Annotated in this window: 20 protein-coding genes and 1 riboswitch; of the genes, 13 read left to right on the plus strand and 7 right to left on the minus strand. The window is 64.8% G+C overall.

Annotation, left to right across the window (positions count from 1 at the left end; genetic code table 11):
• Positions 1 to 12: 12 nt before the first annotated feature.
• From ACETPF_RS11970 to ACETPF_RS11985, 4 genes are read right to left on the minus strand one after another with little or no spacing between them, the layout of a single operon-like run.
• Positions 13 to 1194, minus strand: a complete 1182-nt coding sequence (locus ACETPF_RS11970) for a thiolase family protein (protein WP_373934710.1) — start codon at positions 1192 to 1194, stop codon at positions 13 to 15.
• Complete coding sequence (locus ACETPF_RS11975) at positions 1191 to 2081, minus strand: 3-hydroxyacyl-CoA dehydrogenase NAD-binding domain-containing protein (protein ID WP_373934711.1); 891 nt, start codon at positions 2079 to 2081, stop codon at positions 1191 to 1193. The genes ACETPF_RS11970 and ACETPF_RS11975 overlap by 4 nt, the downstream gene beginning before the upstream one ends.
• Positions 2082 to 2107: 26 nt before the next feature.
• Positions 2108 to 2902, minus strand: coding sequence for an enoyl-CoA hydratase/isomerase family protein (locus ACETPF_RS11980; RefSeq protein WP_373934712.1), 795 nt, complete (start codon positions 2900 to 2902; stop codon positions 2108 to 2110).
• 3 nt (positions 2903 to 2905) lie between these two features.
• A complete protein-coding gene (locus ACETPF_RS11985; RefSeq protein ID WP_373934713.1) occupies positions 2906 to 4561 on the minus strand; it encodes an AMP-binding protein in 1656 nt (551 codons plus the stop codon).
• Between the two features lie 154 nt (positions 4562 to 4715).
• On the opposite strand from ACETPF_RS11985, the gene ACETPF_RS11990 reads away from it, so the two are divergent.
• The 6 genes from ACETPF_RS11990 to cofC are packed head-to-tail and all read left to right on the plus strand — an operon-like array spanning position 4716 to position 10965.
• Positions 4716 to 5546 carry an IclR family transcriptional regulator gene (locus ACETPF_RS11990; protein ID WP_373934714.1) on the plus strand — a complete coding sequence of 277 codons (831 nt, stop codon included), beginning with the start codon at positions 4716 to 4718 and terminating at the stop codon, positions 5544 to 5546.
• Between the two features lie 11 nt (positions 5547 to 5557).
• Positions 5558 to 7933: a 5-amino-6-(D-ribitylamino)uracil--L-tyrosine 4-hydroxyphenyl transferase CofH gene (gene cofH, locus ACETPF_RS11995; protein WP_373934715.1), complete on the plus strand. Its 2376-nt coding sequence runs from the start codon at positions 5558 to 5560 to the stop codon at positions 7931 to 7933.
• 13 nt (positions 7934 to 7946) lie between these two features.
• The gene (npdG, locus tag ACETPF_RS12000) at positions 7947 to 8603 is read left to right on the plus strand and encodes an NADPH-dependent F420 reductase (protein WP_373934716.1); all 657 of its coding nucleotides are present in this window, start codon (positions 7947 to 7949) and stop codon (positions 8601 to 8603) included.
• A gap of 22 nt (positions 8604 to 8625) precedes the next feature.
• Complete coding sequence (locus ACETPF_RS12005; RefSeq protein ID WP_373934717.1) at positions 8626 to 9555, plus strand: LLM class F420-dependent oxidoreductase; 930 nt, start codon at positions 8626 to 8628, stop codon at positions 9553 to 9555.
• Entirely contained in the window at positions 9552 to 10355 is an 804-nt protein-coding gene (locus ACETPF_RS12010) for a crotonase/enoyl-CoA hydratase family protein (RefSeq protein WP_373934718.1), read from the plus strand. The genes ACETPF_RS12005 and ACETPF_RS12010 overlap by 4 nt, the downstream gene beginning before the upstream one ends.
• Position 10356: 1 nt before the next feature.
• Positions 10357 to 10965 carry a 2-phospho-L-lactate guanylyltransferase gene (cofC, locus tag ACETPF_RS12015; RefSeq protein ID WP_373934719.1) on the plus strand — a complete coding sequence of 203 codons (609 nt, stop codon included), beginning with the start codon at positions 10357 to 10359 and terminating at the stop codon, positions 10963 to 10965.
• 124 nt (positions 10966 to 11089) lie between these two features.
• Here cofC and ACETPF_RS12020 read toward each other — a convergent pair whose 3' ends face one another.
• On the minus strand, positions 11090 to 11854 hold the full coding sequence (locus tag ACETPF_RS12020) for an SDR family oxidoreductase (RefSeq protein WP_373934720.1): 765 nt from the start codon (positions 11852 to 11854) through the stop codon (positions 11090 to 11092).
• A gap of 45 nt (positions 11855 to 11899) precedes the next feature.
• Positions 11900 to 12700, minus strand: a complete 801-nt coding sequence (locus ACETPF_RS12025) for an SDR family NAD(P)-dependent oxidoreductase (RefSeq protein ID WP_373934721.1) — start codon at positions 12698 to 12700, stop codon at positions 11900 to 11902.
• A 126-nt stretch (positions 12701 to 12826) separates the two neighbouring features.
• On the opposite strand from ACETPF_RS12025, the gene ACETPF_RS12030 reads away from it, so the two are divergent.
• Positions 12827 to 13768: a GlxA family transcriptional regulator gene (locus ACETPF_RS12030; protein WP_373934722.1), complete on the plus strand. Its 942-nt coding sequence runs from the start codon at positions 12827 to 12829 to the stop codon at positions 13766 to 13768.
• A gap of 208 nt (positions 13769 to 13976) precedes the next feature.
• Here ACETPF_RS12030 and ACETPF_RS12035 read toward each other — a convergent pair whose 3' ends face one another.
• Positions 13977 to 16019 (minus strand): TonB-dependent receptor, encoded by a 2043-nt coding sequence (locus tag ACETPF_RS12035; protein WP_373934793.1) that lies wholly within the window; start codon positions 16017 to 16019, stop codon positions 13977 to 13979.
• Between ACETPF_RS12035 and ACETPF_RS12040 the strand changes: the two genes are divergently transcribed.
• From ACETPF_RS12040 to ACETPF_RS12065, 6 genes are all read left to right on the plus strand, one after another.
• On the plus strand, positions 15924 to 16793 hold the full coding sequence (locus tag ACETPF_RS12040) for a substrate-binding domain-containing protein (protein WP_373934723.1): 870 nt from the start codon (positions 15924 to 15926) through the stop codon (positions 16791 to 16793). The two genes, ACETPF_RS12035 and ACETPF_RS12040, sit on opposite strands and share 96 nt — an antisense overlap.
• 105 nt (positions 16794 to 16898) lie before the next feature.
• Positions 16899 to 17026, plus strand: a riboswitch (TPP riboswitch).
• A gap of 40 nt (positions 17027 to 17066) precedes the next feature.
• Positions 17067 to 18962: a phosphomethylpyrimidine synthase ThiC gene (gene thiC, locus ACETPF_RS12045; protein WP_373934724.1), complete on the plus strand. Its 1896-nt coding sequence runs from the start codon at positions 17067 to 17069 to the stop codon at positions 18960 to 18962.
• 410 nt (positions 18963 to 19372) lie between these two features.
• Entirely contained in the window at positions 19373 to 19600 is a 228-nt protein-coding gene (locus tag ACETPF_RS12050; RefSeq protein ID WP_373934725.1) for an AbrB/MazE/SpoVT family DNA-binding domain-containing protein, read from the plus strand.
• On the plus strand, positions 19601 to 20005 hold the full coding sequence (locus ACETPF_RS12055; RefSeq protein WP_373934726.1) for a type II toxin-antitoxin system death-on-curing family toxin: 405 nt from the start codon (positions 19601 to 19603) through the stop codon (positions 20003 to 20005).
• 28 nt (positions 20006 to 20033) lie between these two features.
• Positions 20034 to 20324 carry a LysR family transcriptional regulator gene (locus ACETPF_RS12060; RefSeq protein WP_373934727.1) on the plus strand — a complete coding sequence of 97 codons (291 nt, stop codon included), beginning with the start codon at positions 20034 to 20036 and terminating at the stop codon, positions 20322 to 20324.
• Between the two features lie 168 nt (positions 20325 to 20492).
• A complete protein-coding gene (locus ACETPF_RS12065; RefSeq protein WP_373934728.1) occupies positions 20493 to 22340 on the plus strand; it encodes an ABCB family ABC transporter ATP-binding protein/permease in 1848 nt (615 codons plus the stop codon).
• Positions 22341 to 22345 lie beyond the last annotated feature (5 nt).

Consider the following 22345-nt stretch of genomic DNA (forward strand, 5'->3'; position numbering starts at 1 on the left):
CCTTGTTCTTTTTCAGTCCAGCCGCTCGATGATCGTCGCCGTCGCCAGACCGCCATTGCAGCACATGGTCTGCAAGCCGAACCGCGCCTCCCGGCTTTCCAGCGCGTGCAGCAGCGTGGTCATCAGCCGCGCGCCGCTGGCGCCCAGCGGATGGCCGAGCGCGATGGCGCCGCCATTGACGTTGAGCTTGTCCGGGTCGCCGCCCGTTTCCTTGAGCCAGGCCAAGGGGACGGAGGCGAAGGCCTCATTCACCTCATAAAGGTCGATCTGGTCGAGCGTCATGCCGGCCAGGTCCAGCACCCGGGCGGTCGCGGGGATCGGGCCGGTCAGCACCAGTTCCGGATCGGCACCGACGGAGGTGAAGGCGACCACGCGGGCGCGGGGTTTCAGGCCCAGCGCTTGCGCATGGGCGCGCGTCGTCAGCAGCAGCGCGGCCGCGCCGTCGCTGATCTGCGAGGCATTGCCGGCCGTCATCCGCCCATTTTCGCGGAACACGGTCTTGAGTGTGCCGAGTTTTTCCTTCGAGGAGCCGCGCCGGATGGTCTCGTCGGCGGTCAGGCTTTCGATGGCGACGTCCATGTCCTTTTCAGCGACGCTGGTGATGTCCACGGCCACGATCTCCGCGTCGAAATCGCCGCGATCCGCCGCCTCCCCGGCTTTGGCGTGGCTGCGCACGGCAAAGCCGTCCAGATCGTCGCGCGAGAGGTGCCACTTGTCCGCGATGCGTTCGCTCGCCTCACCCTGGGACGGGAGTTCGGCGCGCTCCTGCACCAGCCAGCCGAACGCTTCGCCGTGCAGGTCGCGGTTGCTGCCCATGGGGACGCGGGACATGCTTTCCACGCCACCGGCGACCACCATCCTGGCCATGCCGCTCGCCAGCAGACCGGCAGCCATGTGCACGGCGGCCTCGGACGATCCGCACTTGCGGTCGATGGTGATGCCCGGCACGCTGTCGGGCCAGCCGGCCGACAATAGCGCGGTGCGCGCGACATTGGCCGACTGCTCGCCGATCTGGGTGACGCAGCCAAAGATCACGTCGTCAATCTGATCAGGCGTGGTTCCCGTCCGCTCCAGCAGGGCATTCAGCACGACCGCGCCCAGATGATCGCCGCGGACCGGCGCCAACGCACCGCGAAAACGGCCCATCGGCGTGCGAACGGCTCCGACGATCACGATATCGTTAGGATTGCTCATCGTGGCGACAGCCCCGAATTCGGAACCTTCTTGCCATCTTCGTAGCGATAGACGCCATGGCCGACCTTGCGGCCATAGCGGCCCGCCTTCACCATCTTTTCGATGAGCGGGCAGGGCCTGAACTTTTCGCCCAGCGTGCGATGCAGATATTGCAGGACGGCAAAGCGCGTATCCCATCCAGTCAGGTCGCCCAGTTCCAGCGGCCCCATCGGATGGCCAAAGCCCAGCCGCAGCGCGGTGTCGATATCCTCGGCCGACGCGACGCCGGATTCCAGCATGTACATGGCTTCATTGCCCGCCAGCGCGCTCATGCGGCTGGTGGTGAAGCCGGGGCTTTCGGCAACGACGATCGATTGCTTCTGCATCGCGGCGCACCAGCCGCGCAGCGCGGCGACCGTTTCTTCCGACGTGGCGAGACCCTTGATGATCTCGACCAGCTTCATCTTGTGGACCGGATTGAAGAAATGCAGCCCCGCGAAGCGATCGGGCGCCTTCGTCGTCGCGCCCAGTTCCGTGACGCTGAGCGCTGAGGTGTTCGAGGCGAGAATGACGCCATCGCGCGCATTGTCATCGACGATGCGGAAGATGTCGAGCTTGATCGCGATATTCTCCGAAGCGGTCTCGACGACGAGGTCGGCGCGCTTCGATGCGGCGGCGAGATCATCGACGATCTCGATCCGCGCCTTTGCCGCGTCGGCGGCGTCCGCCTCCAACTTGCCGATCTTGACCGCGCCATCCAGGATCGCGCCGATGTCGGCCACGGATTTTTCGGCTACGTCGCGCTTGGCATCGACCAGAAGCACCCGGGCGTCCGCCACGGCGAAGCCATGGGCGATGCCGGTGCCCATCTGTCCGGCGCCGATTACGACGACTATCTTTTCGCTCATCCTGTTGAAATCCCCTAGAGTGCGGCTCAACGGCCGCGAAATACCGGTGCGCGCTTCGTCTTGAACGCTTCGGCGGCCTCGCGGCTGTCCTCCGTCGCCTTGAGCAAGGTGAAAAGGTCGCGTTCCCGTGCAAGTCCGGTCGCAAGATCGGTTCCGATGCCTGCCATCACGGCTTCCTTAAGATAGGCGACCGCCACCGGCGCCTTGGCGGCCAAGCCCTTGGCGAGGGCGAGCGCCACAGCATCCAGTTCTGCCCGGTCACCGACCAGCCGCGTGATGATGCCCCAATCGAGTGCGCGCTGCGCGTTCACTCGCTCGCCAGTCAGCATCATGTCGATCGCGCGGCCGATGCCGATCAGATTGGTCAGTCGTTGCGTCCCGCCCGCACCGGGGATCAGCCCCAGATTGACTTCCGGCAGGCCGAACGTCGCGCAGGCGCTGGCGACACGGATATCGCAGGCAAGCGCAATCTCCAGCCCCGCGCCCAGGCAGAAGCCATGGACGGCGGCGACCACCGGCTTGACCATCGCGGCGATGGCGGTCGTATAGTCGCGATCCGCCGGCGGGGTCCGCGATTCCGCCTGTGACAACTGGGGCCGTTCTTCCTTGATGTCTGCGCCGACGCAAAAGCTGCGGTCCCCATCCGCGCGGATCAGGACCGCTCCCACGCTGTCATCGGAGGCCGCTTCCTCGCACGCACGGACCAGGCCGATGCGGATCGCGTCGTTGACGGCGTTCATCGCGTCGGCCCGGGCCAGGCTGATGATCATCACGCCGGCATCGCGCTCGATCCTGACGGAGGTGTCCGCCGAAAGGTTCATGGATCAGGCCTCCTGTACGACCGAACGGCGGTTGCGGTCCCAGGTGTTCGGCCCGTTGCCGCGGTCGCGCAGTTCCTTCTTCTGCACCTTCTGCGACGGCGTCTGCGGCAGGACGTCGATCACCTCGACATAGCGCGGCACCATGAAGCTGGGCATGCGCGCATCGCACCAGGCAGCCAGGTCATCATAGTCAAGCGTTTCCCCCGGATTGAGCACGACGAATGCCTTGACTTCATTCTCGCCGCCCTGCTCGTCCGCATCCGCCGCCACGACCGCGCATTCGGCGATGGCCGCATGGGAGCGCACGACCGATTCCACCTCGAAGGAGGAGATATTCTCGCCCCGACGGCGCAGCGCGTCCTTCACCCGGTCGACGAAATAATACCAGCCCTTCTCGTCCCGGCGCAGCGCGTCGCCGGTGTGGAACCACAGGTCGCGCCACGTCTCCACGGTCTTTTCCGGCATGCCGAGATATTCGAGGCAGGTGATGCCGTCGATCTTCGGACGCACCAGCAATTCGCCACTCTCGCCGTCCGGAACTTCCTCGCCGGTGTCGGGGTCGACCAGCTTGATGTCGAAAAACTGATCGACCAGCACGCCCGACGAGCCGGCTGGCCGTTCGGCCTGCCAGGGCGTCTGGAAGACATTGCTGATCTCGGTCTGGCCGAAACCGTCGACGAAGGTGATGTCGCCGAATCGATCGACGAATTTGGTCGCCAGATCGGGGGCCAATGGCGCCGCATAGATGCGGGTCAGCCGATGGTCCTTGTCGTCGTCCCGCTCGGGCTGCGACAGGATGAAGGCCATGGTCGCGCCCAGGAGATTGCAGACCGTGGAGCCGGAACGGCGAATGCGGCCGATGAAGTCGGACGCGCTGAACTTGGTATAGAGCACGCAGTGCGCGCCCGCGATCAGGCTGGGATAGACGGTCAGGAACTGGGCGTTGCCGTGGAACAGGGGGAAGCTGGTCGAATAGACGTCCTGGTCCGTCAGCCGGACCAGCTGCGCATCCTCCTCCGCGAAGAAGTAGAAGTGAGAATGCGCCATCAGCACGCCCTTCGACAGGCCAGTCGTGCCGGACGTGAACAGCACCGCCGCCGGGTCGCGGGGGCCCACGGCGATGCCGAGATTGCTGTCGTCGGGATCGTACAGGTCCGCGTAAAGGCTGGTCCGGATTTTGGTGAAGGCAGGCAGCGGTGGCGCGGCCTCTTCCGTTACGAGAATGCAATGCTCTATATAGTCTAGCTCATCCTCGATCTCCGCGAGGCGCGGCGCCAGGTCGGGCGTAGTCACGACGATCGGCGATTTGCTGAGGCTCGCCTGATGGCGCAGGAACGCGCCCTTGTAGCTGTCGCCTACGGTTACCTCGATCGCGCCGAGCTTTGCCAGCGCATACCAGGTAAAGACATATTCCAGGCAGTTGGGCAGGAAGATGACAACGAAGTCGCCCTTTTTCACCCCCTGTTTGCGGAACCCGCGCGCGAGCCGATTCGCAATGGCGTTTACCTCGGCAAAGCTGTGTATCCGCCCCTGATCGGTCCATTGCAGACACGGACGATCGGGCCGTTCGCGCGCCTGATATTCAAGAACCGTGGGCAACGCCCATTGATCGCGGGGAAAATGCGGTTCGAAATGCGGAAATGTCAGGATCTCCGTCATGGCTCTTCTGGCCCCTCCTGCCTATCTGTGCTTCTGTTCCTGACTAGACCCATTTCACATTCTTTATCAACATGAATTTTCTCTATTGCGAAGGACGTTCTGTATGGAGATAAGAGGCAAGCGATCGAAACGGGATCGCGAGGAGAGCGAAGACATGCAGATCGAGCACGCCATCACAGCAAAGGACGCGACCAGCGCCGTTGCTGCCGATGGTGCCGAACGGCCTGCTGGTCAGTCGCACAAGCCAGTTGGCGCGATTTTGGCCGGACTGTCGGTCCTGCGGTACATGGCGACTGCGAACGGGCCCTTGCCGCTATCACGCATCACCCGTGACCTGGGGCTCAATCCCAGCACCTGCCTCAACATCCTGCGCACGCTGGCGAACGAAAATTACCTGATCTTCGACCCGCAGTCGAAGCTCTATTCCATGGGGCTGGGCGTGCTGGAACTGGTGAGCGGCGCCCTGGCGCAGGGCGGCGACATGCGCGCCGTGCGCGCCGTCACCGACCTGATCGCCAATACTGAGGGCGTGACGGTGACGCTGTGGCGCCGGGTCCAGCGCGACCGCATCATGCTGGTCCTCGAATCGCTGCCCGCCGGCATGAGCATCAAGATGAATGTCGGTCAGCGCCTTCCCCTGCTGGTGGGCGCGGCCGGCCGGCTGATGGGTGCCTTTTCCGCGCTCGACGAAGAGGAGTTGAGCGAACAATATCGGGCGATCCGGCTAGGCGATCGCCAGACCTTCCGCGAGTTCATGGATGAGGTGGAGGCTGCCCGCCAGCGTGGTTGGGCGACCGACGAGGGACGTTATACCGTCGGCGCATCGTCCGTCGCCGTTCCGGTTCTCAACGAGCGGGGCGAAGCGATTTTCGCCTTCACCGCGACCATGTTTTCGGCCCAATATTCCCTGGAAAGGGCGGAGCAGCTGGCCAGGGAACTGGGCCGCCCGGCCTCTCTGCTGACGTCCGCCCTGCCCTATATGTGATGAAGCATCCCATGTCGTCTCCCCCCCCACTCAATCCCCATCAATGGGACGACGAAGCGGCGCATATGCTGCCGTCGTTCGAAGGACAGCCGCTGGCCGCGCTGCTGTCCCAGGCATGGGAACGCGCGCGGGCGGCGCATGGGACCATTGTCACCTATTCGCCCAAGATCTTCATCCCGCTGACGCGCCTGTGCCGCGATGTGTGCCATTATTGCGCCTTCGCCCATCCGCCGCGCAAGGGTGAGCGGGCCTATATGACGGCGGACGAGATTCGCGCCGTGGCGCGACAGGGCGTGGCGGCAGGATGCGGCGAGGCGCTGTTCACCCTGGGCGAGGCGCCCGAACAACGCTATGCCGCCGCGGCGCGGGAGCTGGCGGAAATGGGCTATTCCAGCACCAATGCCTATTGCGCCGCCATGGCCGACATGGTGCAACGCGAGTTCGGCCTGATCGCGCATGTGAACGCCGGCATCATGGATGCGGCGGATATCGCCGCATTCCGCGCCGTGTCGGGATCGCAGGGACTGATGCTGGAAAACGTCAGCCCGCGCCTGTGCGAGCGAGGCGGCGTGCATTTCGGATCGCCCGGCAAGGCTCCGGCGATCCGGCTGGCGATGATCGATGCGGCGGGGGCTCTGGCCGTGCCCTTCACGACCGGCATCTTGATCGGCATCGGCGAGACGCGGGCCGAACGTATCGCATCGCTGCTGGCGATCCGTGATCTGCACGCCCGTCACGGTCATATCCAGGAAGTCATCGTCCAGAATTTCCTGCCCAAGCCGGATACGAAGAGCGCCGCACAGGATGCGCCGGACCTGGATGACCTTTTGTGGACCACCGCTGTCGCGCGGTTGATTCTGCCAGCGGACATCAACCTCCAGGTGCCGCCAAATCTCAGCTTCGAGCGCTTCGGCGCGTTGCTGCATGCCGGCATCAACGACTGGGGCGGCATATCGCCGGTAACGCCGGACCATGTGAACCCTGAGGCGCCCTGGCCGCATGTCGAGACGCTGCGGCGCGAGAGCGCCCGCTTCGGACTGGACCTTACGCCCCGCATGCCCATCTATCCCGCTTGGAGCCAGGACTTTGCACGCTGGATCGACCCGGCGGTCGCACCGGTCGTTGCACGCCTGTCCGATGGAGCGGGTCTGCTGCGGCAGGATGACTGGTATCCCGGCGACAGTTCGCGCGCCGTCCCTCCCGCCACGCCGGCCCTGACCGCGACGGCGCCCGCCATCGACCAGGCGTTGACCCGCGCACTGGCGGGCGATCGGCTGAGCCCCGTGTCCATCGCCCTGTTGCTGGCGGGACGCGGCGGATCGTTCGACGCGATCGTCGCTGCCGCCGACGAGGCGCGCCGCGCCCAGGCCGGCGACAGCGTGACCTATGTGGTCAATCGCAACATCAACTACACCAATATCTGCGCCTATCGCTGCGGCTTCTGCGCCTTTTCCAAGGGCAAGACGCACGAGCATCTGCGCGGCAAGCCCTATGACCTGCCGATCGAGGAAGTCGGGCGGCGCGTGGCCGAGGCATGGGATCGGGGCGCGACCGAAGTCTGCATGCAAGGCGGCATCCATCCGCGCTTCACCGGCCAGGCCTATCTTGACCTGCTGACCGCAGCCAAGGCCTCCGTACCGACGATCCATGTCCACGCTTTCTCCCCCCTGGAAGTCCATCATGGCGCCACCACGCTGGACCTTTCGGAAGAGACCTTCCTGTCCATGCTGCGCGACGCGGGTCTGGGTTCGCTGCCGGGCACCGCGGCGGAGATACTGACCGACCGAATACGCGCGCGGATTTGCCCGGACAAGCTGGACACGGCTGGCTGGCTGCGCGTCATCGGCACGGCGCACAGGGTCGGCCTGCGCACGACGGCGACGATCATGTTCGGTCATGTCGAGGCCTATGAGGATGTCGCCGAGCATTTGCTCGCCATTCGCGACCTGCAGGCGCGCACCGGCGGCTTCACCGAATTCGTGCCCCTGCCCTTCGTCCATGCCGAAGCGCCGATGTTCCTGAAGGGCGCAACCCGGCGCGGGCCGACATTCCGCGAGGCGATGCTGGTCCATGCCGTCGCGCGACTGGTGCTCGGTCCGCTGATCCCCAACATCCAGGCGAGCTGGACAAAGCTGGGCGAGGAAGGCGTATTGCGTGCGCTGGCCGCGGGGGTGAACGATCTGGGCGGCACGCTGATGAACGAGAGCATTTCGCGCGCGGCCGGAGCCAATCACGGGCAGGAACTGCCGCCCCCCCGGATCGAGGCCATCGCCGCCATCGCCGGCCGCACCGCGCGCCAGCGCACCACGCTATACGGGACACCACTGGCAAACCAGCAGGCCCGATCCTTCGCCGCCGCGCCGCTGGCGCCGCTGCACTTCACATAATGGAGAGGCTGACTTGAGCGACACCCCCACCATCGCCGTGATCGGCGGCACCGGTCAGGAAGGCGGCGGCCTGGCCGCACGTTTCAGCCACGCCGGCTATCCGGTCGTCATCGGGTCGCGCGACGGCGCGAAGGCGCAGGCAGCCGCCGATGCGTTGAACGCGAAGATCGGCAGCGCCAACGCATCGGGCGCGGACAATGAAGCGGCAGCGGCCGCCGGCGACATCGTGGTCCTGGCGGTGCCCTTTGCCGGGCAGCAGGCCACTGCGCTGGCCCTGCGCGACCAGCTCGCCGGCAAGATCGTGATCGACGCGACCGTGCCGCTGGTGCCGCCCAAGGTCAGCAAGGTGCAACTGCCCGACGGCGGATCGGCCGTCGCGGCGCTACAGGCGCAATTGCCCGACGCCAGGTTCGTGTCCGCATTCCAGAATGTCAGCCATGCCCATCTTAACGACATCGGCCACCCGGTCGATTGCGACGTGCTGGTGTGCGGCGACGATGCCGATGCCTGCGATACGGTCGTGGGCTTGATCGAGGCGATCGGAATGCGCGGCTTCCATGCCGGCGGCATCGCCAACAGCGCCGCGGCCGAGGCGCTGACGTCGCTGCTGATCTTCATCAACCGAAAATATAAGAGCCCCGGTGCCGGCATTCGCCTGACCGCGGTCTGATCCAACAGGGAGACGGATTGCCATGAGCAAGCTGAAATTCACGGTGAACGGCAATGCCTTCACCAATGGTGCCGGCCTTTCGGCGATGATCCCCTTCGCCAAGGAGGCCGACCGCCTGGGCTATGACTATCTGCGCCTGCTCGACCATGTGGTCGGCTATGTCGCGGACAAGCATCCGGAGATCGAAAAGACCCCCTATACGCACAAGAGCGAGTTTCTGGAGGTCTTCACCCTCATGGCGCACCTGTCCGCCATGTGCGAAAATCTGGGTTTCATCACCGGCGTGCTGGGCCTGCCCCAGCGGCAGACCGCGCTGGTCGCCAAGCAGGCGGCGCAGGTCGACATCATGTGCGGTGGCCGGCTGATCCTGGGCGTGGGCATCGGCTATAATTCCGTCGAGTTCGAGGCGATGGGCGCCGACTTCAAGACCCGCGCGCCGCGCGTGGAGGAGCAGATCGACGTGCTGCGCGCGCTCTGGACACAGGAGGAGGTAAGTTTTTCCGGCCGTTTCCACATGTTGAATGACGTCAACGTCAATCCGCTGCCGATCCAGAAGCCCATCCCCATCTTCATGGGCGCGGGCCGCACGGCCAACCCCGTCCCACCGCCGAAGGTGCTGGAACGCATCGCCAAATATGCTGACGGCTTCATGCCATTGTTCCGCATCGACGACGCGACCGGCAAGCTGGTGCCCGAGCATATGGAAGCGCTGGATACGGTACGCGCGATGATGGAGGCCAACGGCCGCGATCCCGCTTCGCTTCGACTGGAACTGGGCCTGTATCCGCACGGCAAGTCCGACGATCAGGTGATGCATGAGATCGACTATATGCGGTCGATCGGCGTCACCCATGTCCATGCCCGCTTCCCCGACGAAGGGCTGGAAGGGCAGCTGGACTTCATCCGGGATTTCGCGCGCATTCGCGACAGCTTTCTGAAAGCCGCTGCATGAGCGAAAATCCAGTCCTGTCGAGCGTGACCGACGGCATCATGACGGTCACGTTGAACCTGCCGGAAAAGCGCAACCCCATTTCCGAGATAGCGGTGATCGACGCGCTGGTCGCCGTGCTGGAGGCGGCCGATGCCGACATCGCCGTTCGGGCCATCATCCTGACGGGGGCGGGAAGCGCCTTCTCGTCCGGTGGCGACGTCAAGAAGATGCGCGTCGGCGGCGGTCTGCGCGACGAACTGCCGGCGCAGACCCGGCGCAACTATCGCAACGGCATCCAGCGCCTGCCGATCCTGTTCCAGTCGCTCGAAGTGCCGATCATTGCCGCCATCAACGGGCCGGCGATCGGCGCGGGATGCGACTTGGCCTGCATGTGCGACATCCGCATCGCTTCGGAAAACGCCAAATTTGCCGAGAGCTTCGTGAAGATCGGGCTGGTCCCCGGCGATGGCGGCGCATGGCTGCTGCAACGGATCGTCGGCCTTTCCAAGGCGACGGAAATGACCCTGACAGGCGCGATCATCGACGCACAGGAGGCGCTGGCCTGCCAACTGGTGTCGCGGGTCGTGCCCGCCGACGCGTTGATGGAGACAGCCACCGCCATCGCCCGGCAGATCGCCGAAAATCCGCCCCATGCCGTGCGCATGGCCAAGCGGCTGATCCGGCAGGCCCAGGACAGCAGCCTGTCGTCGGTGCTGGACATGTCGGCCGCGATGCAGGCCGCGGCCCATGCCACCGCCGACCATGACGAAGCGATCACCGCCTTCGGCGAACGGCGGGCTCCACGTTTCACGGGAGGATGATATGGCCGTCTGGGCAGTGATTCCAGCCAAGCCCTTCCTGCTCGGCAAGTCGCGGCTGAACCTGCCCGACGAACAGCGTATCGCGATCAACCGGCACTTTCTGGAGCATGTGCTGACCTGTGTCACGTCGGTCCTGCCGGCGAGCCATGTCGTGCTGGTGACGCGGGACGAGGCGGCGCTGACCATCGCGCGGCGAGCCGGCGCCCGCTGCCTGCTGGAAGGCGCGCATGGCGATCTCAACGCCGCTCTTGGGGAAGGGGCGCGCTTCGCCGAAGATCGCGGCGCGGAGGCCGTCCTGTCCGTTGCCACAGATTTGCCCGACCTGACGGCGGATGATCTGCGCGCGATGCTGGACGCCTTCGCCGGCAATGACGTCGTGCTGGCCCCCGACGAACAAGGCACCGGCACGAACGCCATGCTGATGGCGCCGAACCGCCTGCCTTATTGCCACGGCGAGAACAGCCTGTGGCGGCATCTGGAGGCGGCGCGCGAGGCGAAGCTGCGCTTCACGCTGGTCCGCCGTGACGGCCTGTCGCGCGATGTTGACTTCCCCGGCCAATGGCATGCCCCTTTGCAACTGCATCACCCTTGGCAGAGGCAAGAATGCTGACCTGACGTCCCGAGTGAAGGACCGTGGAGGTGCTTCCTTCGAAAGCCGTTGCGGTGTCGGGGACGGTGCTACAGGACATGGTCCGTTCCTCTCGCTATTTGCGCAGGTCGAGGAAGGCAGCGGGTTACGCGCCGGTCGGGATGGGGTTTTCGACAAGGCTCTGGTTGAAGGCTTCGAACAGGGCGTGTTCATCGGCGCCGGGATTGTCGCGCATCGCCCTGATGCCATCGACGATCACCTCGGGCGCGTCGGTGGCGAGCGCCACCAGCGTCTGGTCGATGAAGTCGGGCAGCGGCATGGCGCGCGGATCGCCGCTCTTGTAGATGAGGTCGGTGTCGACCCATGGCGGCGCGATCTCCTGTACCCGCACTCCGGTATCGCGCAGCTGGAAACGCTGCGACAGCGCGTAGGAATGGAGCGCCGCCTTGGTCGCCGAATAGATCGCGTTGCTGGCGATCGGCACATAGGCAAGCACGCTGCTGGTATAGAGTATGGTGGCTTCGGTCTTGGTCTTGAGGTGCTCGATCAGCGCCGATGTGACCCGGATCGGCCCGAGCAGGTTGGTGGTGATCAGCTCCTGCGCCAGATCGTCGTCCACCGGCCCGCTCACATCGTCGAACGGCATGAAGCCCGCGTTGTTGAACACGACGTTGAGGTCGGGGAAGCGGCGGGTCAGTTCGCTCGCCGCATTCCGGATGCTGTCGAGGCTGGTCACGTCCAGCTGGATCGAGGCCATGCCGGGATTGGCTGCGGTCACTTCGTCAAGCAGCGCGGTGCGGCGGCCCGAGATGATCACCTGATTGCCCAGCCTGTGGAGCGCCTCGGCCAGACCACGGCCGATGCCGCTGGTGCCGCCGGTGATGAAGATGGTGTTGCCGGTAAGTTTCATGTCGAATTATCCTTGGTTGGCAGAAGATGTCCGGAAGGGGGGGGATCAGGCCGCGACGTGGAAGCGCGGGGCGGAACGGGTGGCGGAAAGCTGGGGGCCAAGCGCGGCGCGGGCCGCTTCGAAGGCGTTGCACAGTTCGATGTCGCGTAGCGCCGGGATCGTGCTGGTCTCTCCCTGATCGAACCCGGCAAGCGCCGCATCGACCATGTCCTGCGCATCCATCACGATCTCGCTCGGCAGATGCTCCACCGGCAGCCCGCCCAGCGCCCAGAAGTCGGTGCGGGTGGCGCCGGGCAGCACCGCCTGGGCGCGGATGCCCTTGTCGGCCAGTTCATGGTTGAGCGAGGTGGTGAAAGCCTGGACGAAGGCCTTGGTGCCGCCATAGACGCCGTTGAGCAGTTCCGGCGCGACCGCGACGATCGACGCGATGTTGATCACCGTGCCGCCGCCACGCGCCACGAAGCCGGGCACCGCGGCATAGGTCAGCCGCATCAGAGCGGTCACGTTGAGCTGGACCATCGCCGCCATCTTCTCGACATCGCTTTCCAGCAGCGTGGTGTGGGTGCCGATGCCGGCATTGTTGACCAGCGCGGTCACGCTAGCATCCTCGCGCAGGATTTTCTCGACGCGGGCAAGATCGGCCGCGTCGCCGAGGTCGGCGGAGAGCACTTCGACCGAGCGGCCGGTCTTGTCGGAGATTTGTGCGGCCAGCGTCTGCAGCTTGTCCTTGTTGCGGGCAACGAGGATGAGGTCGTAGCCGCGGGCGGCAAGACGGTCGGCGTAGATCGCGCCGATGCCGGTCGATGCGCCGGTGATGAGAGCGGTTCCCTGGGATGTCGGGGTCATGGTCGTGGTCCTTTCCAGTTTTTGGGAGAGCGTCATCGCTCTCGACACGACCCTTATGGACGCGAACGGCCATGGCTGATATGACGTATAAACTACGTTTTCAGGACATTCCCGTTTGGAGGCCGCATGCCGCATGTTTCCATGGTGCTGACCCCCGGCTTCCAGTTCCTGGCGTTGGGCGTGCAGGCCGCGTTCGAACTCGCCAACGCCGTGACCGGTGAGGCTTACTACAGCTTGTCGATCGCGTCGGTCGAAGGCGGGCCGGTCACATCCTCCAGCGGCTTTGCCGTTCCCACCGTGCCGCTCGCGGACGTCGGGCAGGTCGACACCCTGCTGCTGCTCGCCGGGCTCCTGCCCCCGCCCCGGCAGGACGAAGCCACGCTCGACACGCTGCGGATCATGGCGCGCCAATCACGCCGGGTGGCAGGGCTGTGCACCGGCGCTTTCCTGCTCGGGCAGATGGGTCTGCTCGATGGCCGCCGCGCCACCACCCACTGGTCCTATGCCCGGCAGATGCGCGAGGATTTCCCCAACGTGCGGGTCGAGGACGATCGCATCTTCATCAATGAGGGCGCGGTGTGGACTTCCGCCGGCCTCACCGCCGGGCTCGATCTCGCGGTCGCCCTGATCGAGAAGGATCTTGGTCGAGACGTGGCCGACGCGATCGCCCGCCGCCTCGTCATGCACCACCGCCGCGCCGGCGGGCAGTCGCAGCACTCCGAATTGCTCGAACTGGCCCCCAGCAGCGACCGTATCCAAAAGGCGGTGATCTTTGCCAAGGCCCACCTCGCCAATCCGCTGACGGTGGATGAACTGGCTCAGGTCGCCGCCCTCTCCCCCCGCCAGTTCGCTCGCGCCTTTCGCGCCGAAACCGGGCAGACCCCGGCCAAGGCGGTCGAGCAGATGCGGCTGGAGGCAGCGCGGCTGATGATCGAGGAGACCCGTCACCCGATGGACCGGATCGCGCTGGAATCGGGCTTCGTCGACGTCCGTCGTATGCGCGAAGCCTTCATGCGGCAATATGGCCAGCCGCCCCAGACCCTGCGCAGGCTGGCCAGGGCGGACTAGATGCTCCATCCGGCTCGGTCGCCAAATGTTCGGCACGCGCCTGTTGCACCGACCCGCGGAAAAGGCGGCGTTTGCCTGACAGTGCCAAAACGCGTTCGCATGCCGCTGACGAGACACCATCGCCCGACCGCGCCTTCGCCAAGCACAAAGGGGCCGGCCTGGCGTTATGCCCGGCCGGCCCCCGCCCCCGATCAGACGCGGTGCTATTTCAGAATGCGCCCCTCACTATGAAAGCATAGCGGCGATCGGTGACGAAATAGGACAGCGGTGCCAGCATGCCTGAAGAGGTGAATTGCTGCAGCGTTTTGGTGACCGTGTTCGTCAGGTTCACGCCCTGCACGCCGATTTTGATCCGATCATTCACACTCAGGAACAGCGATGCGTCCAACTGTCCCGCTCCGGCCAGATAGACCGGGAAATAGGGGTAGAGCTGGTCCACCGCCGTCTGCAGATGCTTCGATCGCCAGCTGTAGGCGACGCGCGCGGAAATCGGGCCCTTTTCATAGAAGGCCGTCAGGTTGACGTTATGCTTGGACAAGCCTTCGAACGGAAGATTGCCTCGCCCGGTGCTGGGTTGAGCCGCCGGCGAATCGGATACGTTGGGCAGCAGCGAATTGGGAATGCCGCTGCTCTTGACCCTCGTATAGGTCGCACCCGCGCCAAGGCCGCTCAACACTCCCGGCAGGAAGTCGAACGTCTGCTGATAGCCTACTTCGAAACCCTTGATCTTGCCGACGCCGTCAAAGTTGGCAGGCGCGATCAGGAAGGCGGTCTGCGTCACGCCATTGTTGGTGAAGTTACGCTGGACGGTGCTTTGGTAGAAGAAGTCGTGAACACTCTTCTGGAAATAATCGAAGGTGATCGATCCCACCCTGGAAAAATACCATGCGGCGCCGATGTCCCACTGCTTCGACAGCGCCGGCCGCAGGAACGGATTGCCTGCCGCCGCCGTCACAGGAACTTCGCCGGTATTAACCGCCAGATTGACGTAGTTGCGCAGGAACCCGAAGTCGGGCCGCTGGATCTGATGGGCGTAGGAAAAGCGGAGCTGAACGTCTCGAACCGGCGTGACGATCAGGTTGAAGCTCGGAAGCCAGTTATGATACCGGTTCTTGACGTTCGACCCGGTCGACGCGCTGTCGCTGAAGGCGATCAGGCTGTTATAGAATTGCTCCCCGCGTGAACAGATCGCCGGTGGAGACCCGCCGGCAAGACAAGTCTGGGCGAACGTGCCGCCGAGCGTGTTCTGCGGAAACGTGATCGAACCGGCCGAGGAATCCCGCGTTTCGACATATCGCAACCCGATATTGCCATGGATGGTGACATCACCGAAGATCGGGTCTTTCGAACCGAAGTCCAGCATGGCGTAGGCGGAACTGGTCTTTTCGCTGGTGCTGCTGATCTCGCCCGGCAGATAGGATGTTCCCGCGACGACGCCCGACCGCTGTGCCAGCGGCGTCCAGCCGCCGGCGAAGCCGCCATTCTGCTGTTGCCAGACCGTGTTCACCTGCTGGAAGAATTTGGCGGCCTGCTCGTAATTTTTGAGCTGGTTGCCGGCGTGGAACCATCCCTGGGGCGCTGCAAGCTTGCCACGGAAGAAGCCATCATAGGTGAAAAGCTCCGATCCTTCCTGCCCGAACTGGTTGAGATAGACCGCTTCACCGGTCCCGTTCCAGATTTCGCTGAGATATCCCCAGTTATAGGGCGAATATTTCACCGTCTGGCTGCGGTCGGAATAACGGCCGCCGACCCGTATCTTTTCCAGGAACGGAATATCGTTATCGATGTCGTAGGATATGTCGGCCCGGAACGCCCATTCCCGACCCTTGCTTTCGTCTCGGTGGTCCATCGCGGCCCGGTAGAAATAATGGGCCGGGTCGGCGAAATATTGATCGTCCGTCTGCTGCTGGGCGGCGACGTTCGACAGGCCGTTCACCGGCTTGTGCAGCGTCGCGATCGGGAGAGAGCCGGTGAGATCCAACTCCTGATCCGCGAACGTGTCGGTGTAGGACGTGAAGTCGGCCGCGCGGCTGCTCGACCGCACATATTGGCCGTCCAGGCCCAGGTGCAGACGAGGCGACACATCCCACTTGTAGTTGAGCGAATAATCGGTCGTGACCGCCCGTTCATCGCGGTCGCGGCGCGAGAGGTTCTGTTGCAGGCCGCCGGTGGGAGTCGGGGTGCGCGAATCGGCGTCGTCTATCCGAACGGGACAGGTGGCTTTATCTCTGAATTTCTGGCCGGGGCATATGAAGCGGCGGCGTCATCAGGAATCAGGCTGCACTTCCTTGAAATGGAACAACCCGCGGGCCTGGACGAGCCGGCGGTGGCGGAATTCGCTGCCGCGAGTCGCGGCGGCGCCCTGCTCGCGCCGCCTTTTGGCGACAACGCCGATCTCATGTCATTCTTTGCCCAGGCCGGGTGCGTGACGGCTGTCGTCGGCGCCTATAATCCCGCCGCGACCATCTCCTGTCGCATCAACGACCGCGAAGCGTCGTATGATCTCACCCGCTCGCTGCTGGCCCTTGGTCATCGAAACTTCGGCTTCATCGCCGGCAATCCCTATCAGGCGGCAAGCGCGGAGCGCATGCTGGGCTTTTACGACGCCATCCGTGAAGTCGGCGGTGCCAACGTTCAGCTTTGCCAGGGGGACTTCACCTACGGGTCCGGATTATCTGCGGGGGAACGCTTATTATCCATGGACTGTCCGCCCACCGCCATCGTCGCCAGTAATGACGATATGGCCGCAGCCGTGGTATCGGTCGCTCACCGCCGCGGCTTGAATGTGCCGCTGGACGTTTCCATTGTCGGTTTCGACGATACGTCGACTGCGGTGACGCTGTGGCCGGCGCTGACGACCGTGCGGCAACCCGTTCGAACCATGGCGGCCGCGACGTTGAGGATGATGCTGGAGCTACAGCTGACCCCCGGTGAAGGCAATCAGGAGCATATATTCGCGCACAGGATCGTGCATCGCGCGTCGACAGGCTCCCCGGCATCGCCAAAGAAAAACCGCAGCAGTTAGGCAGATGGTACGGGCCGCTGTCCCCGTGGCCGGTGCTGTTAAGGCACCTGCCATCCATGCCGACCGCAGGGGGCTTTAACTCTCCCCCCGCTTGCGCTACACCCGCCCGCATCCCCGGGGGACCGTCCACAGACGGTTGAGAGGCGGCTGGCTTCCTTGAACAAGGGGCGGGGCCGCGACCCGCTGAACCTGATCCGGCTGACACCGGCGTAGGGAGGGTAAGCGCGCATTGACACCGCCCGCGCTCTCTTTCCGCCCGAAGGAGAGTTTTTCATGGCAGACGTTCCCGCCCGCACCGAAATGCGCGTCACCACTGGCCCCATCCGTGGCAGCCGCAAGATCCATGTCGGCCCGCTCCGCGTCGCCATGCGGGAAATCGACCTCGAACCCTCCAGCGGCGAGCCGCCGGTCCGGGTGTATGACACGTCCGGCCCCTATACCGATCCCAACGCGCGCATCGACATCATGGCGGGCCTTCCCGCGCTGCGCCGCGACTGGATCATCGGCCGCGGCGACGTGGAAGCCTATGAGGCGCGCGCGGTGAAGCCGGAGGATAACGGCCTCAAAGGCCCGGATCGCACCGGCGGCGTTCAGCCCTTCCCGAACGTCGTCCGCCAGCCGCTCCGCGCCAAGGCCGGCGGCAACGTATCGCAGATGCACTATGCCCGCCGCGGCATCATCACGCCCGAGATGGAATATGTCGCCGAGCGCGAAAATCTCGGCCGCGCCCGCCTCGCGGAATATGTCCGCGACGGCCAGAGCTTCGGCGCGTCCATCCCCGACTATGTGACGCCCGAATTCGTCCGCGATGAAGTCGCGCGCGGCCGCGCCATCATCCCGTCCAACATCAACCACCCGGAATCGGAGCCGATGGCGATCGGCCGCAATTTCCTGGTGAAGATCAACGCCAATATCGGCAATTCGGCCGTCGCCTCGGACGTGGCAAGCGAAGTCGACAAGCTGGTCTGGTCGATCCGCTGGGGCGCGGACACGGTGATGGACCTCAGCACCGGCCGCAACATCCACGACACGCGCGAGTGGATCTTGCGCAACTCGCCGGTCCCGATCGGCACCGTCCCCATTTATCAGGCGCTCGAGAAGGTCGGCGGCATCGCCGAGGAGCTGACCTGGGACATTTTCCGCGACACGCTGATCGAGCAGGCCGAGCAGGGCGTCGACTATTTCACCATCCATGCGGGCGTGCGCCTGGCCTACATCCCGATGGCGGCGAAGCGCGTCACCGGCATCGTGTCGCGCGGCGGCTCCATCATGGCGAAATGGTGCCTCGCCCATCACAAGGAATCCTTCCTCTACGACCATTTCGACGAGATCACGGAGATCATGAAGGCGTATGACATCGCCTATTCGCTGGGCGACGGCCTGCGCCCCGGCTCGATCGCCGACGCCAATGACGAAGCGCAATTCTCCGAACTCTATACGCTGGGCGAACTGACCCACCGCGCCTGGAAACAGGACGTTCAGGTGATGATCGAAGGGCCCGGCCATGTGCCCATGCACAAGATCAAGGAGAATATGGAAAAGCAGCTGCAGGTGTGCGGCGAAGCGCCCTTCTATACGCTGGGGCCGCTCACCACCGACATCGCGCCGGGGTACGACCATATCACCAGCGCCATCGGCGCGGCGCAGATCGGCTGGTATGGCACGGCGATGCTCTGCTACGTCACGCCCAAGGAGCATCTGGGCCTGCCCGACCGCGACGACGTGAAGGTCGGCGTCGTCACCTACAAGCTCGCCGCCCACGCCGCCGACTTGGCGAAAGGCCACCCCGCCGCCCAGGTCCGCGACGACGCGCTGAGCCGCGCGAGGTTCGAATTCCGCTGGCGCGACCAGTTCAACCTGTCATTGGACCCCGACACCGCCGAGCAATATCACGACCAGACGCTCCCGGCCGAAGGCGCGAAAACCGCCCATTTCTGCTCGATGTGCGGCCCCAAATTCTGCTCGATGAAGATCACGCAGGAAGTGCGCGACTTCGCCGCGAAGAAGAACCAGCCCGCCGACGGCTTCCTCGAAGCGGGCCTAACCGGCGCGGAAGTGGCGGAAGCCAGCCGCGCGGCCGCGCTCAAGGGCATGGAGGAGATGAGCCGGCTGTTCAAGGAAACGGGCAGCGAGCTGTATATGGGCGCTGGGGGACGGGAGCATGACTAACATGCGCATGCTGTGATCCGGCGTTGGTTAGGTGAACTGTTACGACGGTTCACCCCGACAAAGGCAGGGCTATCTCCGTACGTACCGCGTCCGCCTCATCCCGCCAATGTGCCGGGCACCTTCTATGTCGAGGATGGCTGCTGCATCAGTTGCGGCGTCTGGGAGGATGTTGCGGCAGACTTGCTGGCTTGGCTCCCTGATGGCAGCTATTCCCATTGCTACGTAGCGCGGCAACCAGAAACCGATGAAGAATTCATCCGGATGATGGATGCAATGCATGTAGGTGAGGTTGATTGCATTCGGGCGCGGAATTGCCCTCCAGATTGGTCAGCAAGGCTCCGTGAAGCAGGGCTGGGGAATCAGTTAGACCACAATTGACCAGCTCAAAACGAGCATGTTATAACCCGCGTATGAACATGCCCCTCAAAATCACCAAGATCGGCAACAGCGCCGGCGTCATCCTGCCGAAGGAACTGCTGGCGCAGCTCCGCGTCGGCTTGGGCGACACGCTTTACGCCACCGAAACCCCAGAGGGCGTGCGGCTGACCGCTGGCGATCCCGATTTCGAGACGAAGATGGCGCTTGCCGAGGAAATCATGCGCGAAGATCGCGACATATTGCGCGTCCTCGCCAAGTAGATGAACGACGGCCGGCAGGAGCCGATCTGGATCGACCGGAAGGTCGCGCTCGCCATCCATGATCGCCAGCTTGCCGAACATGGCGGCGGAGAAGGCGTGCGCGATATTGCCATGCTGGAATCCGCGCTGGCCCGTCCCATCAACCGCTGGAATTATGGCGAGGATGATGCCTGTGCGCTGGCCGCCGCCTATGCCTTCGGCGTCGTCCGCAACCATCCCTTCGTTGATGGGAACAAGCGCACGGGATGGGTTCTTGCGCGCCTGTTCCTGAAGCTGAACGAGGTCGCCATCGGCTTCGACCCCGCCGACGCCACGCGCACGATGCTGGATTTCGCCGCCGGCACCCTCTCCGAAGAAGAGCTTGCCGACTGGTTCCGCCAGCACCGCGCCGACCACCTTTCCTAATAGGAAAAACTCTGGTCCACCCTCAAAGATGGATCAGAACCCCCACCCCAATCCGTCCCGTCCCCGCGCCGCGTCACGCGGCCACTGGACGCCCGCCCTCCAGGCCCGCTTCCTCGCAGCGCTGCTTCAGAGCGGCTCGGTGCGGGATGCGGCGCGGGCGGTCGGCATGTCGCCGTCGAGCGCGCATCGCCTGCGCCGTCGCCTTGCCGGCACAGAATTCGACGCGAATTGGGACGAGGCGCTCGCCATGTATGACCATTACCACGCGCACCCGCTCGCGCTCGGCGCGTTGACCGCCTCTGCCACCCGGCGCGCCTGATGGAAGAGGCGCGTCGGCGGCGCGTCCGTGGCGCGTCGGGGGCGCTTTGCGAGCGCAAGGCGAGCGCTTCGCGCGAAAAATGCGGGCCATGGTGTGAACTTCGCGCCGACCCACCCGCCCGCCAAATCCCTGCTGTAACCAGGCCCGACAAATCCCTACATGGGACCGATGCCGCCTTCGACGCCCGACACAACGCCGCTGCCCCCGATCTGGCAGACGCTCCGCCGCTTCCTGCCCTATCTCTGGCCGGCGGACGCGCCCGCGCTCCGCCGCCGGGTCGTGCTCGCCATGACCTTCGTCCTGCTGGCAAAGGCGGTGACGCTGCTCATGCCCTTCGCCTACAAGGCGGCGGTGGACCGGATGGCGCCCGGCCTCGAACCCGCTGCCGGGCTCGCCATGGCGCTGGTCGTCGCCTATGCCGGTGCCCGCTTCGGCGGCGTTCTCTTCGACAATCTCCGCAACGCCGTTTTCGAGAAGGTGGGGCAGGAGGCCGGCCGCCGCCTGTCGGACGATGTGTTCGTCCATCTCCACCGCCTGTCGCTGCGCTTCCATCTCGACCGACGCACCGGCGCGGTGACGAAGATCGTCGAGCGCGGCACCAAGAGCATCGACACGATGCTCTATTTCCTCCTCTTCAACATCGCCCCCACCGTGCTGGAGCTGGTGGCGGTGTGCGCCATCTTCCTCGTCAAGTTCGGGGTGGAGATCGTCGTCGCCACGCTGGCGATGGTGGCGCTCTATATCTGGTTCACCCGCACCGTCACCGAATGGCGCAACCAGCTGCGCCGCGACATGGTGGACATGGACACCAACGCCGTCGCCCATGCCGTCGACAGCCTGCTCAATTTCGAGACGGTCAAATATTTCGGCGCGGAACAGCGGGAGGCGGATCGCTACGCCGACGCCATGCGCCGCTATGCGCGCGCGGCGGTCAAGAGCGAGAACAGCCTCGCCTGGCTCAACATCGGCCAGTCGCTCATCACCAACCTGATGATGGCGGGCGCGATGGCCTATACCGTCTGGGGCTGGAGCCGGGGGCAATTCTCGACCGGCGACGTCGTGCTGGTGAACACGCTTCTCTCGCAGCTATTCCGGCCGCTCGACCTGCTCGGCATGGTTTATCGCACCATCCGCCAGGGCCTCATCGACATGGAGGCGATGTACAAGCTGATCGACACCCAGGCGGAGATCGCCGACGCGCCGGCCGCGCCCGCGCTGGCGGTGACGGGGGGCGAAGTGCGGTTCGAGGATGTGCATTTCGGCTATGACCCGGAACGCGAAATCCTCCACGGCGTCAGCTTCACCGTGCCGGCGGGCCGGACGCTGGCGATCGTCGGCCCGTCGGGCGCGGGCAAGTCCACCATCGCCCGCATCCTCTTCCGCTTCTACGACATTCAGGGCGGGCGGGTGCGTATTGACGGGCAGGACATTTCTACCGTGACGCAGGCCTCGCTGCGCGCCGCGATCGGAATCGTGCCGCAGGACATGGTGCTGTTCAACGATACCGTCGGCTACAACATTGCCTACGGCCGGCAGGGCGCGACCCAGGCGGACATCGAGGCGGCGGCGCGCGCGGCGCAGATCCACGACTTCATCATGGGCCTGTCGCAGGGCTATGACACGCGCGTCGGCGAACGCGGCCTCAAGCTGTCGGGCGGTGAAAAGCAGCGGGTCGCCATCGCCCGGACCTTGCTGAAAGACCCGCCGATCCTGGTGCTGGACGAAGCGACAAGCGCTCTAGACAGCCGCACCGAAACCGAAATCCAGACCGTGCTGCGCGACATCAGCCGCCAGCGCACGACGCTGGTCGTGGCGCATCGCCTTTCGACGGTGGTGGACGCCGACGAGATCATCGTGCTGGATCAGGGCCGCATCGTGGAACGCGGCACCCATGCCGACCTCGTCCGGTCGGATGGCCTCTATGCCGCCATGTGGACGCGGCAGGCGGCCGAGCGAGCCGACATGCGGAGCGAAGCGGGAGTTGAGGATATATTCGAGGTCGCGACGCCCTCCTGAAGGAG

The sequence above is a fragment of the Sphingobium agrisoli genome (genome assembly GCF_041877245.1).
In the GTDB taxonomy this organism is placed as follows: Bacteria; Pseudomonadota; Alphaproteobacteria; order Sphingomonadales; family Sphingomonadaceae; genus Sphingobium.

Coding starts and splice junctions, on each gene's coding strand:
- ACETPF_RS11970 (WP_373934710.1), bottom strand. CDS start 1,194: ATGAGCAATCCTAACGATATCGTGATCGTCGGAGCCGTTCGCACGCCG.
- ACETPF_RS11975 (WP_373934711.1), bottom strand. CDS start 2,081: ATGAGCGAAAAGATAGTCGTCGTAATCGGCGCCGGACAGATGGGCACC.
- ACETPF_RS11980 (WP_373934712.1), bottom strand. CDS start 2,902: ATGAACCTTTCGGCGGACACCTCCGTCAGGATCGAGCGCGATGCCGGC.
- ACETPF_RS11985 (WP_373934713.1), bottom strand. CDS start 4,561: ATGACGGAGATCCTGACATTTCCGCATTTCGAACCGCATTTTCCCCGC.
- ACETPF_RS11990 (WP_373934714.1), top strand. CDS start 4,716: ATGCAGATCGAGCACGCCATCACAGCAAAGGACGCGACCAGCGCCGTT.
- cofH (WP_373934715.1), top strand. CDS start 5,558: ATGTCGTCTCCCCCCCCACTCAATCCCCATCAATGGGACGACGAAGCG.
- ACETPF_RS12005 (WP_373934717.1), top strand. CDS start 8,626: ATGAGCAAGCTGAAATTCACGGTGAACGGCAATGCCTTCACCAATGGT.
- ACETPF_RS12010 (WP_373934718.1), top strand. CDS start 9,552: ATGAGCGAAAATCCAGTCCTGTCGAGCGTGACCGACGGCATCATGACG.
- cofC (WP_373934719.1), top strand. CDS start 10,357: ATGGCCGTCTGGGCAGTGATTCCAGCCAAGCCCTTCCTGCTCGGCAAG.
- ACETPF_RS12020 (WP_373934720.1), bottom strand. CDS start 11,854: ATGAAACTTACCGGCAACACCATCTTCATCACCGGCGGCACCAGCGGC.
- ACETPF_RS12025 (WP_373934721.1), bottom strand. CDS start 12,700: ATGACCCCGACATCCCAGGGAACCGCTCTCATCACCGGCGCATCGACC.
- ACETPF_RS12030 (WP_373934722.1), top strand. CDS start 12,827: ATGCCGCATGTTTCCATGGTGCTGACCCCCGGCTTCCAGTTCCTGGCG.
- thiC (WP_373934724.1), top strand. CDS start 17,067: ATGGCAGACGTTCCCGCCCGCACCGAAATGCGCGTCACCACTGGCCCC.
- ACETPF_RS12050 (WP_373934725.1), top strand. CDS start 19,373: ATGAACATGCCCCTCAAAATCACCAAGATCGGCAACAGCGCCGGCGTC.
- ACETPF_RS12055 (WP_373934726.1), top strand. CDS start 19,601: ATGAACGACGGCCGGCAGGAGCCGATCTGGATCGACCGGAAGGTCGCG.
- ACETPF_RS12060 (WP_373934727.1), top strand. CDS start 20,034: ATGGATCAGAACCCCCACCCCAATCCGTCCCGTCCCCGCGCCGCGTCA.
- ACETPF_RS12065 (WP_373934728.1), top strand. CDS start 20,493: ATGCCGCCTTCGACGCCCGACACAACGCCGCTGCCCCCGATCTGGCAG.